Genomic DNA, 23262 nt, shown 5'->3' with positions numbered 1-23262 from the left:
TGCGTACTGAATGCAGCAGACGTAGAGATGATCGCATATGGGGAGACTGGGCGAACCATATAATCGTATGGTAAAATTAGGGTTAGTAACCATAACCCCGCCACCCCTGCGCGATAAAAGCGGTATTTATTTCGCTCATTGACCTATAGACGGAATAAATAGCCTAGAAACCCTCTGCGTATTTCAACCAACTACTCTTCTGCCAGAGCCACAGGAAAACCGCAGGTCACCCGACCAAAAAACCGTTGCCGCCGAAATAGGATGCGGCTTCTGGATTTCCGGCGCGGATGGGATCGGTTGACCCCACCCGCGCCGGAAGAAACCTTTTACTCCGCCGTTGTCGGATCGATAATGGTCTTTACTTCGTTGACGGCGTTGGCGGGAAAGCCGCCCTGTTCGGCATGTTCCCGAACCATTGCTTCATTGGGAGCGATGTAGACGCAGTAAATTTTATCGCCCGTTACGTAGCTCTGCAGCCACTGAATCTGCGGTCCCATGGTGCTGAGCACCCCACACGAGGTCTGGGAAATTCCTTTCAGCTGATCGGCTGATAACGTGCCGGCGCCCGGAATGTCTCGTTCTATTACATACTTCGGCATTGCGTGAACGGTTTAGCGAGGTGTTTACGGACCTTGGGTCGATGGCTCAGGCCTCTTCGTGAATCAGCGACTTGAGCCCTTCGGCCAGTTCGGGCGTTACCGTTACGCCGTGTACGCTGCTGGCATGTTCAGCGGCCTGGGCCAGAATTTCCTCGTCAGTTTCGGCGTGGATTTGGGCGTTGCAGTCGAAACCGGCATCGCGGCAGTTAAGCGTTTTCATGGGTGTCTGGAGATTAAGGTAAACGAATCGTTTCGGGTGTCAATCCCTGCGTACAAAGCGCGGGGGACTGACACCCAAAATACGGGTTTGTAACCCATGTACCCTATCTAACTTATCAAAAGGTCGTTGAGCAGACCGCCCCTACCGTTTACTAACAATACGCTGACCTTCAGCTACTAATGCATGAGTAGTCTTTCATTTTACGACTATTCAGGCACGGCCTTATCCTTCTACGTAATTCATATCTTTGCTGAAGGTTTCTTCCAGAAAATTCAGGGCCACCAGCGAACACAGCACCACTACCCCACCGATCAGCAACGGGCCGTTGGTAAGCCCCAGCGATGGCTTCAGCGACACAAACAGCCAGGTAAGCGGCACCGTAGCTCCGCGCACGAAATTAGGAACCGACGTAGCCACTGTAGCCCGCAGGTTTGTGCCGAAAAGCTCAGCCGCCAGCACGATGAACAGCGTCCAGTAGCCATTACAGAACCCCAGGCCAACACAGATCAGATAAAACTGGCTGGTCTGGCTGATGGGAGCCAGCAGGTACACCAGCATCATGGCAAACGACAGGAGAATAAAAATCCGGATGGCTTTTTTGCGGCTCTGCAGGCGCTGGCTCAGCAACCCACTCACAATGTCGCCCACCGATTGACCGGCAAAGGCCAGCATCACCGCTTTACCCGCAATGATGGGTTCGGCCAGACCGGCGTGGCGCCCGAACTCGGGCGAAAACGTAATCAGAATCCCGACCACGAACCATAAGGGGATGCCCATCACGATGGCCAGGGCGTACTTGCGCAGACTCGGCAGATGGGTAATCAGCTTCAGAAAGTTACCCCGCTCGACCGGCTTCGATTTAAGCGTTTCAAACAGGCCTGATTCAAATACGTTGACGCGCATCACGAGCAGCAGCAATCCCAGCCCGCCACCCACAAAATAGGACATTCGCCAGGCAAACAGATCGGCCACGAAATAGGCCGTAATGGCCCCCAGCACTCCCATCGTTGCCACCAGAATAGACCCATAGCCCCGCAGCTGTTTAGGCAGAATTTCGGCAACGAGGGTGATACCAGCCCCCAGCTCGCCCGCCAGACCAACCCCGGCTATAAACCGCAGCAGGGCATACTGGTTCAGGTCCGTAACTATACCGTTAGCGATATTGGCCAGCGAATACAGCAGGATAGACCCGAACAGGACCGACAGTCGGCCCCGCTTGTCGCCCAGCACACCCCACAGCACGCCACCTACCAATAGCCCTGCCAGCTGCATATTGAGCAGAAAAACGCCTTCGGGCAGCAGTTGGTCCTCCGTTACACCCAGCGCTTTGAGACTCGGCACCCGTACTACGCTGAACAGAAACAAATCATACATATCGACAAAATAGCCGAGCGCAGCCACCAGTACAGGAAGCTGGAGCAGATGCTGCCGCGTCGATTTGGGCGCGGCCGTGACTGGAGAATCGGGTAAAGTCATGGGGTTTCGGAGTCGTTAGGGACATCCCCGTCTGTCGATCAGGCGCTGCTGGCGCTGACCGGCAGACGGGGTTCCGTGAAACTAGACGGTGGTAGGTATTACGTACGGGGCCCTGTATTTGCGGGTGAGCATGGCATTGGCCTGTTTGTCGCCAACGAATACTTCTTTCTGCGGATCGAAGTCTAGGGTACGCCCCAGCCGGTAGGCAATGTTGCCCAGATGCGCCAGCGAAGAGGCCAGGTGCGCCGTTTCAACGGGACCGTTGAGCATTTTTTTGTCGCGGGCGCGGGCGGCATCGACGAAGTTTTTATAGTGATCGCCCCCGGCGTTGCGGGCGGGGCCGGGCTCCCGGTTGCGCCCCAGGTAGGTTTTGTAGTCGGCGTAGCCGTTGATGACCATGTAGCCTTTGTCGCCGTAGAAGATGTTGCCGACTTCTACACCGTCCTCTTTGTTGGTCATCCAGGGGCGTACCTCAAACTCAATGATCTTACCCTGCTTCGGGTAGTGATAGGTAGAGGTAAGCACCTCGGGGGTTTCCTTGCAGTCGTTCCACAAAAATTTACCGCCGGCCGAGGTGATCTTTTCGGGCAGCCCCACGTCGAGTCCCCACATGCAAAGATCCGTTTCGTGAATGCCCTGATTACCGATGTCGCCGTTGCCGTAATCCCAGAACCAGTGCCAGTTGTAGTGAACGTAGTTTTTGCTGAACTCCCTTGTCTGAGCCGGTCCCTGCCACAGATCCCAGTCCAGCCCCTGCGGCACGGGCGAGTTACCCAGATTACCGATATCGGCCCGCCATTTATACACGGTGCCGCGCGCCATGTAGACTTTCCCGATAAGCCCATCGCGCAGGTGCTGTATGGCTTCCTGAATAGCTGCCGAACTTCGCAGCTGTACGCCATGCTGTACGATGCGGTTGTATTTGGTAGCGGCTTCGATCAGTTTCCGGCCCTCAAACAAATTGTGGCAGCCTGGCTTTTCGACGTACACGTCCTTTCCGGCCTGGCAGGCCCAGATAGCCGCCAGCGCGTGCCAGTGGTTGGGCGTGGCAATGCTGACGGCGTCTATATCCTTGTCGTCGTAGACTTTGCGCAGGTCCTGCTCGGTTTTCAGCCTCCGTTTGTATTTGGCCTCAAAATCGGCCGCTCCTTGTTGCAGCACCACATTGTCAACATCGCACAGGGTGGCTACCTCTACGTTGTCGAGCTTCGAGAATCCGGCAATATGGTCTTTACCGCGCCCGTTGATACCGATAACGGCTACCCGCAACCGGTCATTGGCGCCGAAGGCTCGGCTTGGAATAATGGTAGGCAGCCCCAGCACCGCCGAGCCGGCCACGGCGGTCTGGATGAACTTACGTCGGGAATAAGAGGGATTGGTCATGATCAGGGGGTTTAGGAAAACAGGTTGGTATTGAGCAGTCAAAAGGTTATTTGTCTATCCTCGTCCATCAGCCTACAGTCGGGCCAGCGTCAGCCCGCCGTCAACCATAAACACCTGGCCGGTTGAGTACGGAAACCCACCGTCAGCAATGGCCGCTACGGCCCGCCCCACATCGTCGGGCAGTCCCCAGCGGGGTTGTACGGTTAGTCCGCTGGCAATCAGTGTATCGTAGCGCTCCGCCACACCGGCGGTCATGTCGGTTTTTATAACCCCCGGCCTCACCTCGTAGACCGGAATACCAAACTCACCCAGCCGCACCGCAAACAGCTGCGTAGCCATACTCAGGCCCGCTTTTGAGATGCAGTAATCGCCCCGGTTAACCGACGCCACGGTGGCCGACACGGACGACACGGTAATGATGCTGGCCTGAAAATCGGCCATCGCGTTTTTTTGGGCGATCAGCCAGTTCGCTACGGTCTGCGTCAGAAAATAAGCACCTTTCAGGTTGATGTTCAGCACCTGGTCGAAGCTCGCTTCGGTAGCCTCCAGCACGTCGGCCCGAATGCTGGGGGCTATACCGGCATTGTTGACCAGCAGGTTCAGCTGCCCGAAGTGCGTCCTGATTCGGTCTATCATACCAGCCCGGGCGTCGGCATCGGCAATGCTACCCTGGCAGTAGATCACCTCCGTACCGAACTGCCGCAACTGATCGAGCACCGCCCCTACCGACGACTCGTCGCGTATGCCGTTGATGGCCAGATCGAAGCCCTTTCTGGCCAGGTGTTCGGCAATGCCCAGCCCAATGCCCCGGCTACTTCCGGTGACGAATGCAACCCGTTTTACCATGCTTCCTTGATAGCTTTCAGCGTTCCGGCTTCGGGCAATTTTTTATACAGCGTATCCAGCGGGTAACAGCCCGACACGAGCCCGTTGCGGGGCGCCGTCGTACAGTCGGAAAACGTCCGGCAAATCTGGTTGCGGACCAGCGGCCTGCCTGCTACCAGATCGGCGGGCATGGTCGGGTATGACAACACCATCCGTCCGAAGCCAACGCTGTCGGCCATGCCGGTTCGTAGTACGTGCTGCGCTACGTTGGGTAGCCACTCCTGCAGATACGAATAGCCAGACCCGATAATGACCAGCTCCGGAAACGCCTGTTTCAATTCGGCTGTCACGTCGATCTGCCGCTTCACGCCCCGCAGCGGATCTTCGGGCGGCAGGTAACCGTCGGAGGGCGGAAACAGGGCCGGGCGCATCAGGTGCGGGTTGTAGTAAGGGCTTCCCCCCGTTATACAAACCAGCTGAATCCCCAGCGACTGCGCCAGCGCCAGAAACGCCTTCGGTTCAGCCAGGTCAATGTCAAGACCCGACGAATGCCCCCCAAACGCGAACGGATACGCATCCGTTTTCTCGGGTTCGCCCACCTCGTTCACGCCTTTTTTGAACGGTAACAGATCGAACGCACTCAGCCGGACGGCCATTTCCAGGCCCGGCGCAGCCTGCTGAATACCGGCAACGATGGAGCGCAGGAAGCGGGTCCGGTTCTCGAAACTGCCACCGTATCTGCCGGGTCGGTTTACGGCGCTCAGGAACTCATGACCCAGGTAGCCGTGGCAGTGCTTGATATCGACAAAATCGTACCCCGCCCGCTGGGCCAGTACAGCCGCAGCGACATAGTGGTTGATGATTCTGTCGATAGCCTCGTCGGTCAGGGTTGGGTAGTCAGGTTCCATCCCGAACTTCTGATTGAGGTAGGGATGCGCATACAGTATTTTCGATTCGAATTTTTTATGACTGTTCGGCTTGCAGAACCGGCCTGAATGGGTGAGTTGGAGCCCGATCAGGAGGTCATCGGTACGCCCGAACCGCTGGTTATGGGTATCGAGAATCAGTTGACGCAGCTGGATAAATTCATCCAGATTGTCGGAATTGATGACCAGCTGGTTGGGGTTGGCTTTCCCTTCATGACAGACCGCCACGGCTTCGCAGCCAAACAGTAGCTTGGCTCCACTCTCGGCAAACTTCAGCCAGCGCCTTCGGGTGAAGTCCGTCGGTTTTCCGTCGGGGGTGCCGTCCCAGCCTTCCATGGGTAAAATACACAGACGATTACCAATGGTCTTACCCGACCGTAGTAGAATGGACTCGGTAAACGGACTTTCCGATGGCGGCAGCAATTCCTCATCGAAGGCCAGATCGATACCACCCGTTTGCAGGTAACCGCCCAGATCGGAGGCCGTTTTGAGCTGGGCCATTCGGGTGTATTTCGGTTTGTATTTTCCGCTCATACTAGCTGTTCGTGGTTGACAATCTGGCTGAAAAAGGTGTAGTAGGGTGCTCCGTCTATGATCCGCTGAAGGTAGAGGGCCACCTCCCGCAGATGGTAATCGCCCCACATGCTCGACTCCCCACAGGGAACGCTACGCCCTTCGGGAATGTAGTCCCAGCCGTTGGGCCGGTGGTAGACCGAGTGCAGCAATAGGCCCTGATGCGCCGGGTCGGTGCTGAGGTAAGGCTCGTCGAGCAGCGTATCCAGGACGGTCAGGCCAGCCTGCCAATAGCGTTGACCCGCTTCAGCATCGGCAGGTTGCGGCTTGCTGATGAGGTAGTTCCCCAGCCGCAGCAGGCCCTGGGCAGCAATGGCCGCTGCCGAGCTATCGACAGGTTCGTACTGGTTATAGGGGTTGGCGGGTTGGTTAAGGTAATCACCCAGTTTATGCAGATTGGGGGCCCCCGTATCCCAATACGGCACGCCGTCGGTAGGGGTGTTATTAATGTAGAAGTCGCAGGTAGCGCGGGCGGCCCGGCTCATCATGGCTTCGAGGGCATCGCGACCGCCCAGCGGAGCCAGTTCATCGTCAGGAATTGCAGACAGTGCTTCGAGTTCTTCGGCAAAGCCGCACATGGCCCAGGCCAGGCCACGGGTCCAGGTGCTGAACCCGGTATAGCCCTGCTGTGAGTTCGGGCAGCGGTAGTTGCCATCGGTAACGTTGAAGATACTTTCGTGGGCCGTGCGTCCCCAAACGTCGTACGAATCGCGTCCTTCTCCGTAGTAAACGGCGTAGTCGGCCGTAGCCCGGATGTGGAGTAGCGCCCGCTCCAGCAGGTTGATTACCCGATCACCTTCGCCCTGAAAGGTGTGCCCCAGCAAATGACTGACCACCAGCGACCGGCACGATCGAATGGTATCGACAAAAAGAGAATGCGGCCCGTTGAAGGAGTGGATAAACCCGGCCGGGGTGCTGGCTGAGGTGCCTTTGATCGTTGTCCAGCGGTTGGCCTGGACCGCTCCTGAAATTTTAAGAGCCAGTTCATACGTGTTTTTCTCCCATTCGTTGAACGGAATCCGGCCCTCGTTCATGAGCCGAAGCAGGTTACCGTAGGTGCTGACGTTGTTGAATCCGTGATCGTGTACGCCCACATGGCTTATGTGCGGGGCCATAGCCGTCAGCGTCTTCTGGCGACCAGCCGCCAGGAACCCGGGCGCATCCGTTGCGTCGAACTGCAGAATGGTCGAGCCGTACTGAAAACCCTGTGTCCACTCGGTCCAGCCGCGGGTGGTGTAACGTCCCTGTACGGTAAAAACGGGTGATCCTTTGCTGGGGTCGTAGCCTTGCTCAATCAGGTTAATTTTCTGGGCCGAGATGTCCCAGAACTGCCGGAGCTTTGTGGACAGGTCAGCCGGTGTACGCGACCAATTAAGTTGAACCATACTGGTTGAAGTAATGCAAATTTTTGTTAGCCTTGCTGTTCAAGGCTGAAACCCAGCATTCGTCCAGATTCTACTTCTGCGTCACATGTTAACCCCTACCCCTATGAAAAAAACCGCTTTACTCGTCGGCTTGCTTTTTGTTTTGTTCACTAGCGCTATGGCCCAAACGTTTCGGGGTCTCGACAAATCGCCGATGGACATGGCCTATTATCCGGACGATTACGCCCATGACCGCAAATTTGCACCGGCTAAAATTGGCACCGACAAAGCGATGGTCCGGGTCACGTACAGTCGCCCGGCCAAAAACGGACGTGAGCTATTCGGCAAGCTGGCCCCGTTCGGAAAAGTATGGCGGGTCGGTGCCAACGAAGCGCCGGAAATCAAATTTTATGGGGATGTAACGATTGGGAACAAGAAAATTCCGGCGGGTACGTACGCGCTGCTGGCCATCCCGAACGAAACAGAATGGACCATCATCATCAGCTCCGACCTTGATCAGTGGGGCGCCTACAGTTACAACCCGGCGCTGGATGTAGCCCGCGTAACGGTGCCAGTGCAGAAAAGCGACACCACCCTGGAAAATTTCTCGATTCAGTTCGCGAAGAAAGACCCTAAATCGGCTATGATGTACATGGGCTGGGATACCACCGTGGTCGCTGTACCCATGTCATTTTGACGATACCGTTGAGCCGTTGTAAAAATAAGACCCGGCCTGTCAGTGGTCGCAGACCCCGACAGTGCCTCGCCCCTAATTCCTCTATTTGATCGTAGGACCTGGCTGTGTCTCAGCAAAAGGTGTCGTTATCGAGAAGTGGTTACCGCTTTTTCTTACCGGAGTAATGCCCCGGAAACTTCGGTTTGCCGGTGTTTTCCTTTTTGGCACTACCCAGCAGCCGATCAGCCAGATCGGGCCGGTTAAGTTTGTTGAGCCGGTTACGAATCCAGTCTTTGTATTCTGGTTTGTACCAGAAAAAATACTTGTTCTGCGCCTGCTTTTCTTCCCGCGTTTTCGCCGTCTTTACGGGCTTCAGCGTATAGGGGTGAACCCCCGAGTAATAGATAACTTCGGCTACGGTCATCGGCGTAGGCGTAAAGTCCTGTACCTGTTCGAGCTGAAAGCCCAGGTCTTTGGTTTCGGCAGCCAGGTTGGCCATGTCCTGCTCTTCGCAGCCGGGGTGCGACGAAATAAAGTACGGGATCAGAGGCTGTTTGAGATTATACTTCTCCTGTATCTTATCGTACTTCTGTTTGAACAGCTTGAAATACTTGAACGATGGTTTACGCATTACCCGCAGCGTGTCGTCCGACGTATGCTCAGGGGCTACTTTCAGCCGACCCGATACATGGCGCGTCACCAGCTGCTCCATATATTCGTCGTGATTACCGTCGGCGTTGTTCTTGTTGAAATCGTCGACCAGCAAATCGTACCGGACTCCCGAACCTACAAAGGCTTTCTTGATATTTGGGTTGGCGTCTACTTTACGATAAATCTCGGTAAGCGGCTTGTGCGAGGTATCAAGGTTGGAGCAGATAACGGGGTGGATACAGCTCGGGCTCTGGCAACGGGCGCAGATCGACTCGTCTTTCCCCTTCATCTTATACATGTTGGCCGACGGCCCGCCCAGATCCGAGATATAGCCCTTGAACTCGGGGTGCTTCGTAATTTCGTCCACCTCTTTCAGGACCGAGGCTTCGCTCCGCGAGGCTACGAACTTACCCTGGTGGGCCGAAATAGTACAGAAGCTGCATCCGCCGAAACACCCCCGGTGCATGTTGACCGAGAACTTGATCATTTCGTAGGCCGGAATGGGGCCTCGCTTTTTGTACTTCGGGTGGGGCAGGCGCGTATACGGCAGGTCGAACGATTTATCGATCTCGGCCTCATCCATGGTCTTGAAAGGCGGGTTGATGACCAGCACTTTGTCACCCACCTGCTGAAGAATCCGGTTAGCCTGCCATTTATTAGACTCTACTTCAACAATTTTGAAGTTAGCCGCATACTTGATCTTATCGGCCAGGCACAGCTCATGGCTCGCCAGCTCGACCGACTCCCAGTTGTTGTAATCGCGTAGTTCGGTGTCGGCATCGTGCAGGAAAGCGACCTGGTTGATGTTGCGCATCGACGTAAACGGAACCCCCTGCCGAACCAGTTTCAGGATCTCCCGCAGGGGTTGCTCGCCCATGCCGTAAACGAGCATATCGGCGCCTGCATCGACCAGGATCGACGGCATCAGCCGATCCTGCCAGTAGTCGTAATGGGTAACCCGACGCAACGAAGCCTCGATACCGCCCAGCAGCACCGGCACGTCGGGATACAGCTCTTTCAGAATTTTGGTGTATACGATGGTGGCGTAATCGGGACGGAAACCCGCTTCGCCACCGGGCGTGTAGGAATCGTTGGAGCGCAGACGTTTGTTGGCCGTATAGTGGTTCACCATCGAGTCCATACAACCCGCCGTTACGCCGAAGAAGTATTTGGGCCGGCCAAACTTTTTGAAGTCGCGCAGGTCGTCTTTCCAGTTGGGCTGGGCAATGATGGCTACCCGAAATCCTTCGCTCTCCATGATACGGCCGATTACAGCGGTTCCGAAGGCGGGGTGGTCTACGTAGGCATCTCCCGACACCAGCACGATATCAACTTCGTCCCAGCCTCTTTTCTCGACTTCTTTCATCGTCAGAGGCAACCAGTCTGTAAGGGGTCTTTCAATCATCAGTACGCGAGCTTATCTAGTCTGAAAAACATCGAATTTACGAAATAATTCAATGAACGTTCATGAATTATGGGGCTGCTGCTCAACGTATAGCGGTCAGGATTGCTTATTTCCGGCGTATGCTGACCACAAACCCGCCCCCGGTGGCCAGCTTCAGACTGCGTATATCGGCAGCGCAGTCGGGCCAGTTTTTGACAAAAAAAACCGCCCTGTTGCCGCTATGGTACACACCCTCAGCCATATGTCAGACCAGACTCACGCGTACCCCATCGGCCTCATCGCTGGTCAACCAGCGCACTGATGTAGGCAGGCACTTCGGGCTCACCGGCGAAGAAAGCCCCCTTCTTTCCCTGCGTCAGTGCCCAGCGGTGTATCCACGAAATACCCGCATTCCCCACGTAGCGATCGGTTGACCGGTAGGCTTCGTCCTCCAGGACTCTATCGAGCGACACAAACCGGTACCCATCCGTCTGAAGTTGGGCCAGAAGTTTGCCCAGGTAGAACGAGTTGATGGTATTGGCATGGGTCAGCAGCACATGCCGGATCGGGCGGCTGAACAGCGAGTCAGCCTGCGCTTCGTAGTAACGCACCGTTGCCACCATATAGGTCACGTATTCACTACCGATACGGCTGGCCAGCGCGGTGTCGTTGCGCAACAACGCTTTGTCGTACGCAGCCGAAAACAGGTAATCTGAATTATCGATCGATACCGGCGCTTCCTGATAGCCCCGCGCTGACAGGAACTGACGAAGCGAGTCCTGCTTACCGGCCGAGTTGCCCCGGTGCAGAAACGGATGCCGAAAATACCGAAACCGTTTGCCGGCCTGTTCGACCAGGGGCTTTACAAAAGCTTCCCCGCCCAGCACATCCTGCTGGTAGGCAACCGCCGAAATGGCATTGTAGCCTTTGTGGGCCAGGGTATGGTTGCCCAGCTCCATACCGGCGTTCAGCCACTGGGTCAGTAGGTTGATCTGGCGCTGATCAACCTGCCCGCCCGTCAGCAGCTGCTGCCCAACCACAAATCCAAGGGCGGGCACGTTATACTGCCGAAGCTGCGTCAGCAACCGACGCGTGAGCGAGTCCTTACCGCCCGGGGTCCGATAGACGCTGGAGACGGTGGGCAGATCGTCGATGGTAATACAGATTTCTTTCTGGGCCCGGAGGGGGCTGGCCAGGCTGACAGCCAATAGCAGGAAAAAAAACGACCGATGCATGTAGACAAATAAGTAACAAGGGGGGTCAGTCTACCTTGAGCTGAACACTTTTGCCCAGATAAACACCCTGCGGAAGATCAACGATGAACAAGGTACTGTTCTGCCCCTCATTGACCAGCGTTGTAAAATGATCTCCTTTCGCTTTGTAGACACCCGTCACCGACAGCAGGATACGGCTCAGCATTCTCGACGGATCGGCCAGGGTCAGTTCACTCAGGCGGCCGTTCTTCATTGTCAGCATGGCCATACCCTGGCTGTCCATCTGCACGCTGACGCCCTTCTCAACCTCTATGGTGCCGGCTTTGTAGAATGCCAGCTGACTGATTCCCAGCTGACCGTGTCGAACGGCCTGCAAGTCAGGCGTGTTGGCCAGAATCTCGATGGAGCGATTGGAACGGCTGGTTTCGCTCAACTGCTGCTCCGACACATCTGGTACCACGATGTACTGATACGAAGCACCACTGGGTTTGTTGCCATGATTGAACCAGAGCGAAAACACATCCTCCCGAATCAGGTCTTTACTGATATTCTTCTGGTCGGTAATGTCTGACCAGCGTCCCGTTTCGGTCTGGTTAGACAGGCCAACCGTGGCGGGTTCCGGAAATATATAGCCGATCCGGTCGTGGTGAACCCATTTTACCTTGTCGAGGGTTCGGCTGCCTTTGGGTACAGTGGTCAGCTTACCGTCCTGCATCAGACGCACATCGCTCCGCATCATGACCTGGTTCAGGCTGGTCACTACCGGCAGGTTGGGTTTCGAGTTGATATCGGTGCCGAGGCAAACGTACTCCTCGTCAAAGAAGAACCACGACTTTTTGGCCTCCAGGCCGTCGTGAGGGCTCTTGAAATCAAACGCTACGGCCCCGTACATACCGTCTGTAACGGCGCCTACAAAATCGGTCAGCCCGTCTTTCTGAATCTCGTCGGGGCCGGGTAGCTGGGCCTTCTGCATGATGGTGGTCCCCGAAATTTTCTGCCAGTTGTAAACGGGCCAGATGTTGTGGTACTCATCCCCTTTCAGCATGAGGTAATTGGTACCGTCGGCGCGGTGGTGGGTCGTTTTGCCCGGTCCGTTATACGGTTCTTCCATATTCCGGTTGCGGGTCGAAAACATCCGGACGGTGGTGTAGAAGCGGGGGCGCTGAAAAACGAAGTGTTCCGATTGCCAGAAGAATTTCGCGAAAGATGCGGTAGGTTTGGCTTCGCCCTTGCGGAGCCGAATAATCTCGTCCAGCTCGGCTTTCCGATAGTCGGTACTCACCAGTAGCCGTTCGATTTCGAGGGTTCCTTTGGGGGTAAACGTAGCGCCCCGTTCGGAGATACTCCGGTTCTTGACGCTGATGTCGTCGTAAACGCCGTATACCATCTGTTTGTAGATCCCGTCGAGGTAATAATCTACGAGCTGGTTGATCTTCTCTTTGGCGAACGCATATTTGGTACCCGCCACGTAGAACGACCACTCCCCATAGGCGTTGGCGTATTTCCCGTATCCGTACGACGAGGTGTTGTTGACCCGGTCGACCCGGTGATGGAAGCTGTAGTCATGCTGCATACCCCGCTCGCCGGTGGCAAACTTCAGCTCACCCTCAATGATTTTGATGATGGTATCAAATTCCTGGTAGTTATTCTGAACGAGCAGATTTTTGGCCAGAATGCCCGCAATAACGATCCGGTCACCACTGGGCCGGGCTCCCGACGCGTTCATGTTGGCCCGCCCAATCATGGGCTGTGCTTTGGCAACCAGTTCTTTCGGCAACTCATCGGCCATGACCAGCATCAGGTTACCCAGATTGGTGGGGGTGGTAATCTGATTGTCGTGCCAGTTATCGCCAACGAAATCGTTTTTGACCCAGTACGCCAGTCCCTGGCTGATGCGGTCTTTGAGTGCTTTGCTGCGGTAAAACTTCGACGATTTGTTTTTATACGCTTTGGCCATGTAGACCAGATCGCGCGTGTGGCCCCCGTGTGGGAAGCTGGCCGTTCGGCTCAGGTCGGCATAGTTGATGTTTTGAAAGCTGCCGTCTTCGTTCATCCGGGCCAGGATGGCGTCTACCTGGGAGTCGATAATGGGAGTCGCCATCAGATCGGCAACAATACGCTCCCTGATTAGTTTCACGTCGCTCTGGGCCAGGCAAAACGAGGCCCACAGAGCCAGTACAGGAACAAGCAACAGACGTTGAGTTCTGGATTTCATAAAGAGTCAGCTAGAAGATTCGGGTTTGGTTGCTTCATAAAGCTGACTTGTACCGGTTTCTATTGATAGACCAGCGACTTAACGTACACAATCGCTTAACGCCCGCACTGACTAATAGTCGCTGTACGTGTCACTAACAAAACAACCGGCAATATACCTTTTCAAACAGGTCTTTAATTTACGCTCAATCTAGCTAACCCTTCCTCTGTAGATCGCGCAAAAATTATATACCCGTTTTTATTACTTTCCAAAATAAATGCCTGCAAACTTTTGCTTGTATACTGCTCAAAGTTTTTACTATAACCATCCAAAGTTTACAAGTTGATAATTTCTAAAGTATTTCACCAGCTATTTTGGTTTTTAAATCAAAAAACTCAGATATTATCTGGCTAATTATGACAACAGCAGCGTCAAATTCCTGATACTATAAATTACCTGCTAAATCAACGCCATCTTCTGCCGTTTTCATCATAGATCTTCAGAAATTAACTAGGCAATCTGCAACACATTTAAAGGGTGCATTTTTATCTCCATAGCCTCAAATTTCACACTACTTTTTTGCCACTGAATTGGTAACACAACAGGCCCTACCCAGAAACCGCTCAACAGCTTCCAAACGACTGATACAACCACAAGCCCAACTGTTATCTGACGAGCCGGTTTACCTCATTCTGGTCAGGCATCGTCTACGGCCAATCTCACCCCCTGTCTTGTTGGGGGCCGATCAGCCGCAGCAGAGCCGGGCCGCTGGTGGCGTATTGGTTTTCACTATCGTTTCGTATAAAGCTGAATCTGTTTGGTTCGGGCGCTGATCCCCACTGCCATATAGGTAGGCCGGGCCTGTAGCACATGCCGCCCCGATACGACCAGTCCTTTGAACCGCCTGACCCACGCATCTACGTCTTCGGGTTTGTAATATTTGGCGTTCCCGAACACACCAGCCGGTTTTAACCCGAAAGCTTCCCGCAGCCGGTCGAAAGCAAGGGGCGTAATGTTGTGCTTCATGCAAATCAGTGGCTTGCTCAACAGGCCCGACGTCGATATGGCTTTAGGTGGTTGGGCCGGTTCGGCCTTGAGCCGACTCAGGGCTTCCTGATGGAGCCGATCCAGGTCATGTTCGTCGCAGGTGAAGAACCGGAACCGGACAAAGTTTACGCCTGCAATCCGGTGCTCCAGCAGCCGCGATCTCAGATTTAGCGTCTGACCAACGTAGACGACTTCGTTGTTGACATCGATCAGATAATAGATGCAGGGCTGCGGTTTGCGGAGCGTTTCGCCCGCCAGAATCTGCCCAAAATTGATGCTTTTTTCGGTTGTTTTTTCGCTGATTTTCATGTGTTAAATATACTACTAACAATACTTATATACAACAAAAAATACATATATTTTTTTACCTTTGTTTCATGGCAGGACGACGAGAAAAAAAGAACACCATTCAGGGAAAATGGCTCAAGGAAGCCCTGGCCGCGCAGGAGATGACGGTCTACCGATTAGCGAAAGAATTAGGCTATAGCCGAGAGAAATTTTACCGACATATTGGCAACAAAACCTACCTCAGCAGCGAATCACTGGCCGAGATAGCTACCAAATTTCCGACGATGAATATGCGCTACGTATTAACGGGAGAAGGGAAACCAGTTATACCTCAGCAAAATAAATAGGCTTATACAATTCTTATTAGCTTATTTTTTTTCAAAAAAATGTAGCATACTTTTCCTTAGTAATTCGGCTTGAATAACCAATTTAATCTACAGTATTTTACAAACAAATTGGCAATAAAAGGCAAAAAAAGACGGGTTTGCCAACGTATCGACTAATCTGGTTCGATACGTTGGCAAACCCGCTCTACCAGCTACTGGTGCTTTACAGCTCGAAGGTAATGCCTTGCGCCAGCGGCATGGTCGTGCCGTAGTTGATGGTGTTGGTCTGTCGACGCATGTACGCTTTCCACGCATCGGAACCCGACTCGCGGCCTCCACCGGTTTCTTTCTCGCCCCCAAACGCTCCGCCGATCTCGGCTCCTGATGTGCCGATATTCACGTTGGCAATCCCACAATCGGACCCTACCATTGACAGAAACCGCTCGGCTTCGCGCATGTTGAGGGTAAAAATAGACGACGACAGCCCCTGGGGTACGCCGTTCTGCTGCGCAATAGCGTCATCGAGGGTCGTATAGCTGAGCAGGTACAGAATAGGAGCAAAGGTTTCGCGCTGCACGACTGGCCATTCGTTTTCGGCTTCGGCAATACAGGGGCGCACGTAACAGCCCGACTCGAAACCCAGCCCATCCAGTACGCCCGGCTCAACAACGAAACGGCCGCCCAACTCGCGGATCTCCCTGACCGTAGCCTGGTAGGCCGCCACGGCCTGCTTGTCGATCAGCGGCCCGACATGGAACGACTCATCCAGCGGATTACCGATCCGTAGTTGCGCATACGCATTTTTGAGCCGGTTCTTCACGTCGTCGTAAATACTTTCCTGCACAATCAGTCGGCGGGTTGTGGTACAGCGCTGCCCGGCCGTACCAACCGCCCCGAACACGATGGCCGGAATAGCCATATCCAGATCGGCATGGTCGGAGACAATAATAGCGTTGTTGCCACCCAGCTCGAGCAGGCTCTTCCCCAGCCGGCCCGCTACCGTTTCAGCCACGGCCTTACCCATCCGGGTGCTGCCCGTAGCCGAGACCAGCGCCACCCGAGGGTCGCGCGCCAGCCATTCGCCCGCATCCCGGCCACCCGTTACCAGACACGACACTCCCTCGGGTACATCGTTATTACGCAGCACGTCACCAATGATCTGCTGGCAGGCCAGTGCGGTTAACGGTGTTTTTTCGGACGGTTTCCAGACGCAGACATCGCCACATACCCAGGCCAGCATGGCATTCCAGGACCAGACCGCCACGGGAAAATTAAAGGCAGAAATGATTCCGACAATGCCCAGCGGGTGCCACTGCTCCAGCATCCGGTGGGCCGGGCGCTCCGAATGCATCGACAGGCCGTACAACTGCCGCGACTGACCCACGGCAAAATCGCAGATATCGATAATTTCCTGTACTTCGCCGAGGCCTTCCTGGAGCGATTTGCCCATTTCATAACTAACCAGCGTTCCGAGGTCGCGTTTGTACCGCCGGAACTGGTCGCCCATCTGCCGGACAATATCGCCCCGGCGCGGTGCCGGTACCTGCCGCCACTCGGCAAAAGCGGCCTGGGCGGTCTGGATGACACGGTCGTAGTCGGCCCGGGTGGAGAGGTGAACGCGGGCAATCAGCTGACCATCGGCCGGCGAGTACGAGTCGATGGTTTTGCCAGTATGATCCCGCTCGGCTGTACCAGGCCAGAACGCCTGGCCAGTACTGGTGCCGGGTTTTACCGGCTGAGTGGGTAAGGGAAGAATAGACTGCATAAACGGTTGTCTGTGATGAGTTATTGATGGGGCAAAGCTATTGGCCTTTGCGGAAACCGCAGCCAGCCCCCGGCAAACTTTTTGCATCCATTCCGGTTAAAACATCGACATAAGCATTACTCAACAATCCCGAAACGTTATGAAACCCGTACAAACCTTTGGCCTGTCGGCGCTTGTTTTCGCGCTGGCCGCTACCGCCGGACAGAGTCAGAATACACCTACCGGAGCCGCTACGTCGACTACCTATCCGCAAGGTGCCGTGGTTCCGGATTCTACCCCCGCATCGAGCAACAGCCGGACACAGAAACGGGCGGCCCGCCGGAACCGGGTCAATCAGAACAGCCGCGACAATAGTTCCCAGCCCAATACTAACACGAGCCCGCAGGATGCGCAATACCGCCAGAGTTCATCCAGCAGCGGTACGAGCATCAACAACAGCAATACAACGAACTATAATACCAACAACGCGGTCAATGCGCCGACGGGTGCTGGCAGCAACCCCAACACGGCTAACCCCAGTTCAACCTCTACCACCCCGCCCGGCAACGATGGTTCTGATAATTCGGCCCGTCGCTCATCGGTGGGGGGATCATCATCGGCAGGAGTAACAGCCGTGGCTAACGCCCAGACCAGCAAAACACCCGCTGTTAAAGCCGGCAGCACCGAGCGGAACACCAGCATCGGTGATTTTGTAGCCTCGTCGCCCAACTATACGACCCTGCAGAACGCGCTGCAATCGGCCGAAATGGACGTAGCGCTGAAAGGGAACGGCCCCTATACAGTATTTGCTCCCTCCAATGAAGCTTTCAAACGACTGCCGACAGCGGTGCAGGCTGGCTTGCTGGAGGGCAGCAACCGGGAGGCTTTGAAGCAGTTGCTGGCCTATCATGTGGTGCCAGAAAACATAGATGCACAGGAGCTGAACCGGCGCATCAAAGCGGGTAATGGCAAAGCGATGCTGCAGACGATGGCTGGTGTTGCTCTGACTGCGCAGGCCACCAACGGCGGGGTAACTCTAACCGACGAACAGGGCCATTCGGTACGCGTGAGCCAGACGGACCTGTTTCAGGTAAACGGCGTTGTACACGGTATCGATTCGGTTCTGATGAACAAAACGAGTGCCTCGGCGTTCCAGTAATACCTGTTTTATGGAACGCAGCAGCATGGTCAGTTTGCACAAATGGGCAAACTGACCACTTCATTCGTTATATTGTCGTACTTTTTGCCTTTGTGTAGACAGTACTAACATGATCAAAGGTTATCTAAGCGATAAGAACGGGCCCGTCATCTGTTCGTTTTATTTTCCGCTATATTTGGCTCAATTAACTCTGTTTGCGTGAAACGCCAGTCTTCTTTAGTCTCCGAAAGTGTACTGCTCGAAAAACTGATCCGGCGTGACCAGCAGGCTTTTCAGTGGCTTTACGATCAGTATTCGGCTGCTCTGTACGGTGTGGTGTTACGTATTGTGCGTGACGATGAGCAGGCCCAGGATTTGTTGCAGGATATATTCGTTAAAATATGGAAAAACCTGGATGCGTATGATGCCACCAAGGGGCGTCTGTTTACCTGGATGCTTAACGTGTCCAGAAACACAGCCATTGATGCACTACGCGCGCGCAAGACTCAACCATCCGGCGCAATCCGAACCGACGAAGAGAGCGTACATATAGTTGACCGCCAGCATCACACGGAACAGCCCAACCCTGACCACATTGGCGTTCAGGAGGTTGTAAACCGGTTGCGGCCTGACCGGAAACAGTTAATCGATTTGGTTTATTTTGGCGGCTACACCCACGAAGAGGCCGCTGAAGAACTGAATTTACCACTGGGTACGGTGAAAACCAGGATACGGGCCGCGTTGCAGGAATTAAAGCAACTATTCAAGTCATGAATGTAACAGAATATATAGCGTCGGGTATTTTAGAATCGTACGTCCTGGGAGCGGTGAGCGATCAGGAACGGCGCGAGGTCGAATGCCTATCTTCTATCTATCCTGAAATCCGGCAGGAGCTTGACCACCTGTCCACGGCTCTCGAACAGTACGCACAGGCCTATAGTGTTGAACCACCAGCCTCCGTTAAAGAGAATTTACTGAAGCAGCTCGATTTTGAGAAGCCCGTTGTCCCGGCCGTTGTTCGCCCCCTGCCCGTTGATCCCTGGAAGAACGGAAGCCCTACCTTCCGGACAACCTGGCTCGTAGCCGCATCAGTCGGCATTTTAGTGTTAGGCTTCGCTTTTTTTTTGGTCTCCCAGCTGCGTACGAACCAGCAGACAGTCGCTTCGTTACGAACGGCTAATGACTCGCTCAAGTCAGAAGTTCAGCAATTACACACCCAGCAATCGCTGGCCGAACAGTCGCTGGCGCTATTGAGCAAACCCGGCATGCGGGCCATCGAACTGCGCGGCAACGACAAAGCGCCCAGCGGCCGTATGCTGGTTTTCTGGAACGCCAAAACCCGCGAGGTAGCGGTTGAGGTGCAATCCCTGCCCCCGCTCCGCCCCGATCAGCAGTACCAGCTGTGGTCGCTGGCGGGTGGCCAGCCAATCGACGCGGGTGTCTTCGAAGCGGGCAGTACCAACCTCGCCATCCAGCGCCTGAACCGCACCATCGATCGGGCCGACGCCTTTGCGGTAACCGTTGAGAAGCGCGGTGGCAGCCCTACCCCTACGCTCTCAACCCTCCTGGCGATGTCGCCGGTCGATGCCTGAACGTTCGTCAGATTTCCCTTGTTTTAACAGTGTGCAGCCGGGTTGGCTACGACTCCAGGGCGTACTTTTTTTGCGTGCATACCTAACCGGTTCGTTGACGAACTGCGGCAATTCTCAGCCTGTACATCTACCCCAATCACTTACAGATAACCCATGAAATACCTACTGATTCTGTTTATCCCGGTTCTCCTTTGGTCGGTCTATAGCGCAGCCAGCCCGTCGGTTGCTCCGGGTGTGGTACCAGCCTCATTGCAGACCAACAAACCTACCCCCCAGCCCGGCGAGCGAAAAGTGGTAAAAACCAATGCCGAATGGAAAAAGATACTTACTCCCGATCAGTACGCCGTATTGCGCGAACACGGCACCGAACGAGCTTTCACCAGCCCGCTGAACGACAACCACGAGCACGGCGTATTCCGTTGTGCCGGCTGCCGTAATCCCCTGTTTGCGTCCGATACCAAGTTCGATTCCGGAACGGGCTGGCCCAGCTTCTATAAACCGATCAGCAAAAACGCCGTTACCGAAGAGGCTGACAAAAGCTACGGCATGGTCCGTACCGAAATCCAGTGTTCGGTGTGTGGCGGGCACCTTGGACACGTTTTCAACGACGGCCCCAAACCCACCGGTCTTCGGTATTGCATGAACGGTGTGGCAATGATTTTCGAGAAAAAATAGACGTCAGCACGTCTCCGTAATCAGGTTACTAAGCCAGTCGGTGTGCATTGTCAGCCGACTGGCTTAGTCATTAAAAAACGAGTCATAACCAGCCGGATTGCGCAAACGGACCTGTTTTGGTATATCAGATCGGGCAAAAATCCGTTATATTTGACGCCCACTGAATCAACGCCGGAGTGCGTTTTTAGCGATTCAGGGGCCGACCCCAAAGCCGACGAGTCCGGGCAGTAATGTCTTCCCAAGGCGAGCCTTTTCTGTTCCGGACCTAACCGAGCATTACTGAATAAAACGCATGAGTGAAGACAGGGAGCGATTCCGCGCTATCCGACACGCTTTTGGCGCATTCCGGCGACGAATTCGACAACGTCGGACGCAGTTTGGCAGTGTGAGACGAGGAGTTAGTCAAACTATTTATAAGCAAACAACCCGCCTGGCGGGCGAAGAACGGGTTAATTCATGGACCCAGACCTACCGGGATTATCGGGAGCGGTTCCGCTCCTTTGTTCATCAGTACATTGATCCCGACGCCTGGTATTACCCGTACCTCAAAAACGGCATTCGCTGGACCCTGATCAGCGCCCTGATGCTGGGGGTGTACGTGTTCATCATCAACTACAATTTTCTGTACCTGACCGGCGAGATGCCGAGCGTAACCGAGCTCGCAAACCCGAAGCTGAACCAGGCTTCCGAGATTTATTCGCAGGATGGCGTGATGATCGGTAAATTCTATGCCGAAAATCGAACTCCCATTAAGTACCAGAACATCCCGAAACCACTTATCGACGCGCTGATTGCGACCGAAGATGCCCGGTTCTACGATCATGGCGGCATTGATCCGCGGGCCATTGGCCGGGCGCTGATTAGCCTGGGGCGCGACGGGGGCGGTTCTACCATTACCCAGCAGCTGGCTAAAAACCTGTTTAAGACCCGGCGCAAATCGAATTCGGGCCTGCTAACCCGCATTCCGTTTATCCGTAAAATAGTTTACAAATCGAAGGAGTGGCTGATGGCGCTCAAACTGGAGCAGAACTTCTCCAAAGAAGAGATCATCACCTATTATTTCAACACGGTCGACTTTGGCAGCAATGCGTTCGGATTGAAAACAGCCGCCCGAACGTTTTTCAACAAAGCCCCCGACAGCCTAAACATCCAGGAAGGCGCCGTGCTGGTTGGCTTACAGAAAGCAACGACCAACTACAACCCGCTCCGAAATCCGAAACGGTCGAAAGAGCGCCGGAACATCGTGCTTGGCCAGATGGCCAAATACAAATTTCTGACCCGTCAACAGGCCGACTCGATCAGCGCGCTACCCCTCCTGACTGAGTATACCCCCGAAAACCCCTACTCCGGCCCGGCTAGTTACCTCAAGAACGCCGTACTCGATTACGTGAAAAAATGGGCCGAAGAAAATGAAAACGGGTATGACCTGTATACCGATGGCCTGCGGATCGTTACGACCATCGACTCGCGCATGCAGACCTATGCTGAAGAAGCCACCAGCGAAAAGATGAAAGCGCTGCAACGGACCTTCGACAATCACTGGCGCGGCCGAAATCCCTGGACCGATGAAGATGGCAATGAACTGCCGGGATTCATCGATTCGGTAGCCCGCCGTACGGAGCGCTACAAAGTGCTGGCCAAACGGTTTCCGCTCGACCCCGATTCGGTCACTTATTACATGAAGGTCAAGAAATACAAGATGCGGGTGTTCAGCTGGAACAGCAAACGCGGGTACGACTCAACCGAAATGACGCCCTACGATTCTATCTCGTACTACAAGCGGTTTCTGCAATCGGGGATGGTAGCCATGGACCCGCATACGGGCTACATTCGGGCCTGGGTAGGCGGGCTGAACTATGATTATTTTAAGTACGACCACGTCAAGCAGGGCAAGCGGCAACCAGGCTCTACTTTTAAACCGTTTGTCTACACGACCGCTATCGACGATACGCTGATCAACCTCGGTCCCTGCGACCGTATTCAGGACCGGCCGTTCCGAAAGACGTACCGCGAAAACGGCGAAGAAAAAGTCTGGGAACCCCGCAACTCAACGGGCTATTACACCTATTCAGAGATGACTTTGCGCCGGGCTATGGCCCGTTCGGTGAACTCCATTACGGCTAAACTCACCGACGACGTGGGGCCTGAGCGGGTCGTTGAGTACGCCCACCGGATGGGAATTAAGAGTAAGCTGGCGGCCGTTCCGTCCGTTGGGCTGGGGTCGTCGGATGTGTCGCTGTATGAGTTGGTAGGCGCTTACTGTACGTTTATCAACGACGGAGAGGCTATCGAACCCATGATTGTGCAGCGCATCGAAGACCGCGACGGGGTTGTGATCGAAACGTTCCAGACCCAGCGACGGCAGGCCATCAGTCCTGAAACGGCGTTTCTGATGCGGTATATGCTTCAGGGCGGCCTGCAGGAACCCGGCGGTACCTCCCAGAATCTGTGGTCATTTAACCTGTTCAAAAACCGCCACGAAATGGGTGGCAAAACCGGAACCACATCCAATAACTCAGATGGCTGGTTTGTTGGCGTATCGGACAAACTGGTCGTTGGCGCCTGGGTCGGTGGTGATGATCGAAGTATTCACTTCCGCTCAACCGATCTCGGCGAAGGGGCCAAAACAGCGCTGCCACTGGTTGGTCGGTTCCTGGAAAAGGTGTATGCCGATAACAAGTTCCGGAATCTGCAGGGGCCTTTTGCCAAACCAGCCGTGCCAATCACTAAGGATTACCAGAACTGCTACTCGTACGAAGACGAAAGCGCTGCCGAATCGGACTCGACCGGTGTATCGGGCGAATCGGACTCGACCTTCGTTCCGGCTCCCCCCGCTCCTGACGCCACTACCCCTCCCGATACAAGCGGGACCCCCTAACTAACCAGCTGGTAAATTTCTCCACCGACCGCCGAACCGCATCACCCGTGCGACTTCGGCGGTCGATTTCGTTTGCGGCCATATCACTG

General features: G+C 54.7%; 19 protein-coding genes. 7 read left to right on the top strand and 12 right to left on the bottom strand.

The genetic code is table 11. The features are described 5' to 3' along the window. Positions 1-326: 326 nt before the first annotated feature. The 7 genes from FBR45_RS12340 to FBR45_RS12310 form a co-directional block, all read right to left on the bottom strand. Positions 327-599 (bottom strand): DUF4242 domain-containing protein, encoded by a 273-nt coding sequence (locus FBR45_RS12340; RefSeq protein ID WP_138502726.1) that lies wholly within the window; start codon positions 597-599, stop codon positions 327-329. A 46-nt stretch (positions 600-645) separates the two neighbouring features. Further along, positions 646-819, bottom strand: a complete 174-nt coding sequence (locus tag FBR45_RS12335) for a DUF1059 domain-containing protein (protein ID WP_077921994.1) — start codon at positions 817-819, stop codon at positions 646-648. Between the two features lie 222 nt (positions 820-1041). Continuing rightward, entirely contained in the window at positions 1042-2295 is a 1254-nt protein-coding gene (locus tag FBR45_RS12330; protein WP_138502724.1) for an MFS transporter, read from the bottom strand. 81 nt (positions 2296-2376) lie between these two features. Beyond that, positions 2377-3678: a Gfo/Idh/MocA family protein gene (locus FBR45_RS12325; RefSeq protein ID WP_138502722.1), complete on the bottom strand. Its 1302-nt coding sequence runs from the start codon at positions 3676-3678 to the stop codon at positions 2377-2379. A gap of 72 nt (positions 3679-3750) precedes the next feature. Beyond that, positions 3751-4524, bottom strand: coding sequence for a 3-ketoacyl-ACP reductase (locus FBR45_RS12320; RefSeq protein ID WP_138502720.1), 774 nt, complete (start codon positions 4522-4524; stop codon positions 3751-3753). Next, on the bottom strand, positions 4518-5963 hold the full coding sequence (locus tag FBR45_RS12315) for an oxidoreductase (RefSeq protein ID WP_138502718.1): 1446 nt from the start codon (positions 5961-5963) through the stop codon (positions 4518-4520). The genes FBR45_RS12320 and FBR45_RS12315 overlap by 7 nt, the downstream gene beginning before the upstream one ends. Beyond that, complete coding sequence (locus FBR45_RS12310) at positions 5960-7387, bottom strand: glycosyl hydrolase (protein ID WP_138502715.1); 1428 nt, start codon at positions 7385-7387, stop codon at positions 5960-5962. Before FBR45_RS12310 ends, FBR45_RS12315 begins: the two co-directional genes overlap by 4 nt. Before the next feature lie 103 nt (positions 7388-7490). On the opposite strand from FBR45_RS12310, the gene FBR45_RS12305 reads away from it, so the two are divergent. Further along, complete coding sequence (locus FBR45_RS12305; RefSeq protein ID WP_138502713.1) at positions 7491-8063, top strand: DUF2911 domain-containing protein; 573 nt, start codon at positions 7491-7493, stop codon at positions 8061-8063. A gap of 139 nt (positions 8064-8202) precedes the next feature. On the opposite strand, the gene FBR45_RS12300 is transcribed toward FBR45_RS12305, so the two are convergent. The 4 genes from FBR45_RS12300 to FBR45_RS12285 all read right to left on the bottom strand — a co-directional run bounded on the left by FBR45_RS12300 (position 8203) and on the right by FBR45_RS12285 (position 14841). Continuing rightward, on the bottom strand, positions 8203-10098 hold the full coding sequence (locus FBR45_RS12300) for a YgiQ family radical SAM protein (RefSeq protein ID WP_138502711.1): 1896 nt from the start codon (positions 10096-10098) through the stop codon (positions 8203-8205). A 275-nt stretch (positions 10099-10373) separates the two neighbouring features. Continuing rightward, positions 10374-11312, bottom strand: a complete 939-nt coding sequence (locus FBR45_RS12295; RefSeq protein WP_138502709.1) for a polysaccharide deacetylase family protein — start codon at positions 11310-11312, stop codon at positions 10374-10376. A gap of 25 nt (positions 11313-11337) precedes the next feature. Then, on the bottom strand, positions 11338-13506 hold the full coding sequence (locus tag FBR45_RS12290; protein WP_138502707.1) for a polysaccharide lyase family 8 super-sandwich domain-containing protein: 2169 nt from the start codon (positions 13504-13506) through the stop codon (positions 11338-11340). Between the two features lie 768 nt (positions 13507-14274). Next, positions 14275-14841, bottom strand: a complete 567-nt coding sequence (locus FBR45_RS12285) for a GIY-YIG nuclease family protein (protein ID WP_138502705.1) — start codon at positions 14839-14841, stop codon at positions 14275-14277. Between the two features lie 68 nt (positions 14842-14909). On the opposite strand from FBR45_RS12285, the gene FBR45_RS12280 reads away from it, so the two are divergent. Continuing rightward, entirely contained in the window at positions 14910-15167 is a 258-nt protein-coding gene (locus FBR45_RS12280) for a helix-turn-helix domain-containing protein (RefSeq protein WP_138502703.1), read from the top strand. Positions 15168-15369: 202 nt separating this feature from the next. On the opposite strand, the gene amaB is transcribed toward FBR45_RS12280, so the two are convergent. Further along, positions 15370-16911: an L-piperidine-6-carboxylate dehydrogenase gene (gene amaB, locus FBR45_RS12275; protein WP_138502701.1), complete on the bottom strand. Its 1542-nt coding sequence runs from the start codon at positions 16909-16911 to the stop codon at positions 15370-15372. Between the two features lie 139 nt (positions 16912-17050). Between amaB and FBR45_RS12270 the strand changes: the two genes are divergently transcribed. The 5 genes from FBR45_RS12270 to FBR45_RS12250 all read left to right on the top strand — a co-directional run bounded on the left by FBR45_RS12270 (position 17051) and on the right by FBR45_RS12250 (position 23173). Next, positions 17051-18049, top strand: a complete 999-nt coding sequence (locus tag FBR45_RS12270) for a fasciclin domain-containing protein (RefSeq protein WP_138502699.1) — start codon at positions 17051-17053, stop codon at positions 18047-18049. 198 nt (positions 18050-18247) lie between these two features. Further along, entirely contained in the window at positions 18248-18802 is a 555-nt protein-coding gene (locus FBR45_RS12265; protein ID WP_077922008.1) for an RNA polymerase sigma factor, read from the top strand. Beyond that, on the top strand, positions 18799-19620 hold the full coding sequence (locus FBR45_RS12260; protein WP_138502697.1) for an anti-sigma factor: 822 nt from the start codon (positions 18799-18801) through the stop codon (positions 19618-19620). Before FBR45_RS12265 ends, FBR45_RS12260 begins: the two co-directional genes overlap by 4 nt. A 153-nt stretch (positions 19621-19773) precedes the next feature. Next, entirely contained in the window at positions 19774-20295 is a 522-nt protein-coding gene (msrB, locus tag FBR45_RS12255) for a peptide-methionine (R)-S-oxide reductase MsrB (protein ID WP_138502695.1), read from the top strand. 292 nt (positions 20296-20587) lie between these two features. Then, entirely contained in the window at positions 20588-23173 is a 2586-nt protein-coding gene (locus tag FBR45_RS12250; RefSeq protein ID WP_138502693.1) for a penicillin-binding protein 1A, read from the top strand. Positions 23174-23262 lie beyond the last annotated feature (89 nt).

Source organism: Spirosoma lacussanchae, from assembly GCF_005870035.1.
Taxonomy (GTDB): Bacteria; Bacteroidota; Bacteroidia; order Cytophagales; family Spirosomataceae; genus Spirosoma; species Spirosoma lacussanchae.
The sequence above is the reverse complement of the archived record's forward strand: the minus strand, read 5'-3'. Positions and strand labels throughout refer to the sequence as shown.

Coding starts and splice junctions, on each gene's coding strand:
- FBR45_RS12310 (WP_138502715.1), bottom strand. CDS start 7,387: ATGGTTCAACTTAATTGGTCGCGTACACCGGCTGACCTGTCCACAAAG.
- FBR45_RS12300 (WP_138502711.1), bottom strand. CDS start 10,098: ATGATTGAAAGACCCCTTACAGACTGGTTGCCTCTGACGATGAAAGAA.
- FBR45_RS12305 (WP_138502713.1), top strand. CDS start 7,491: ATGAAAAAAACCGCTTTACTCGTCGGCTTGCTTTTTGTTTTGTTCACT.
- FBR45_RS12330 (WP_138502724.1), bottom strand. CDS start 2,295: ATGACTTTACCCGATTCTCCAGTCACGGCCGCGCCCAAATCGACGCGG.
- amaB (WP_138502701.1), bottom strand. CDS start 16,911: ATGCAGTCTATTCTTCCCTTACCCACTCAGCCGGTAAAACCCGGCACC.
- FBR45_RS12295 (WP_138502709.1), bottom strand. CDS start 11,312: ATGCATCGGTCGTTTTTTTTCCTGCTATTGGCTGTCAGCCTGGCCAGC.
- FBR45_RS12285 (WP_138502705.1), bottom strand. CDS start 14,841: ATGAAAATCAGCGAAAAAACAACCGAAAAAAGCATCAATTTTGGGCAG.
- FBR45_RS12290 (WP_138502707.1), bottom strand. CDS start 13,506: ATGAAATCCAGAACTCAACGTCTGTTGCTTGTTCCTGTACTGGCTCTG.
- FBR45_RS12315 (WP_138502718.1), bottom strand. CDS start 5,963: ATGAGCGGAAAATACAAACCGAAATACACCCGAATGGCCCAGCTCAAA.
- msrB (WP_138502695.1), top strand. CDS start 19,774: ATGAAATACCTACTGATTCTGTTTATCCCGGTTCTCCTTTGGTCGGTC.
- FBR45_RS12320 (WP_138502720.1), bottom strand. CDS start 4,524: ATGGTAAAACGGGTTGCATTCGTCACCGGAAGTAGCCGGGGCATTGGG.
- FBR45_RS12250 (WP_138502693.1), top strand. CDS start 20,588: ATGAGTGAAGACAGGGAGCGATTCCGCGCTATCCGACACGCTTTTGGC.
- FBR45_RS12340 (WP_138502726.1), bottom strand. CDS start 599: ATGCCGAAGTATGTAATAGAACGAGACATTCCGGGCGCCGGCACGTTA.
- FBR45_RS12335 (WP_077921994.1), bottom strand. CDS start 819: ATGAAAACGCTTAACTGCCGCGATGCCGGTTTCGACTGCAACGCCCAA.
- FBR45_RS12280 (WP_138502703.1), top strand. CDS start 14,910: ATGGCAGGACGACGAGAAAAAAAGAACACCATTCAGGGAAAATGGCTC.
- FBR45_RS12270 (WP_138502699.1), top strand. CDS start 17,051: ATGAAACCCGTACAAACCTTTGGCCTGTCGGCGCTTGTTTTCGCGCTG.
- FBR45_RS12325 (WP_138502722.1), bottom strand. CDS start 3,678: ATGACCAATCCCTCTTATTCCCGACGTAAGTTCATCCAGACCGCCGTG.
- FBR45_RS12260 (WP_138502697.1), top strand. CDS start 18,799: ATGAATGTAACAGAATATATAGCGTCGGGTATTTTAGAATCGTACGTC.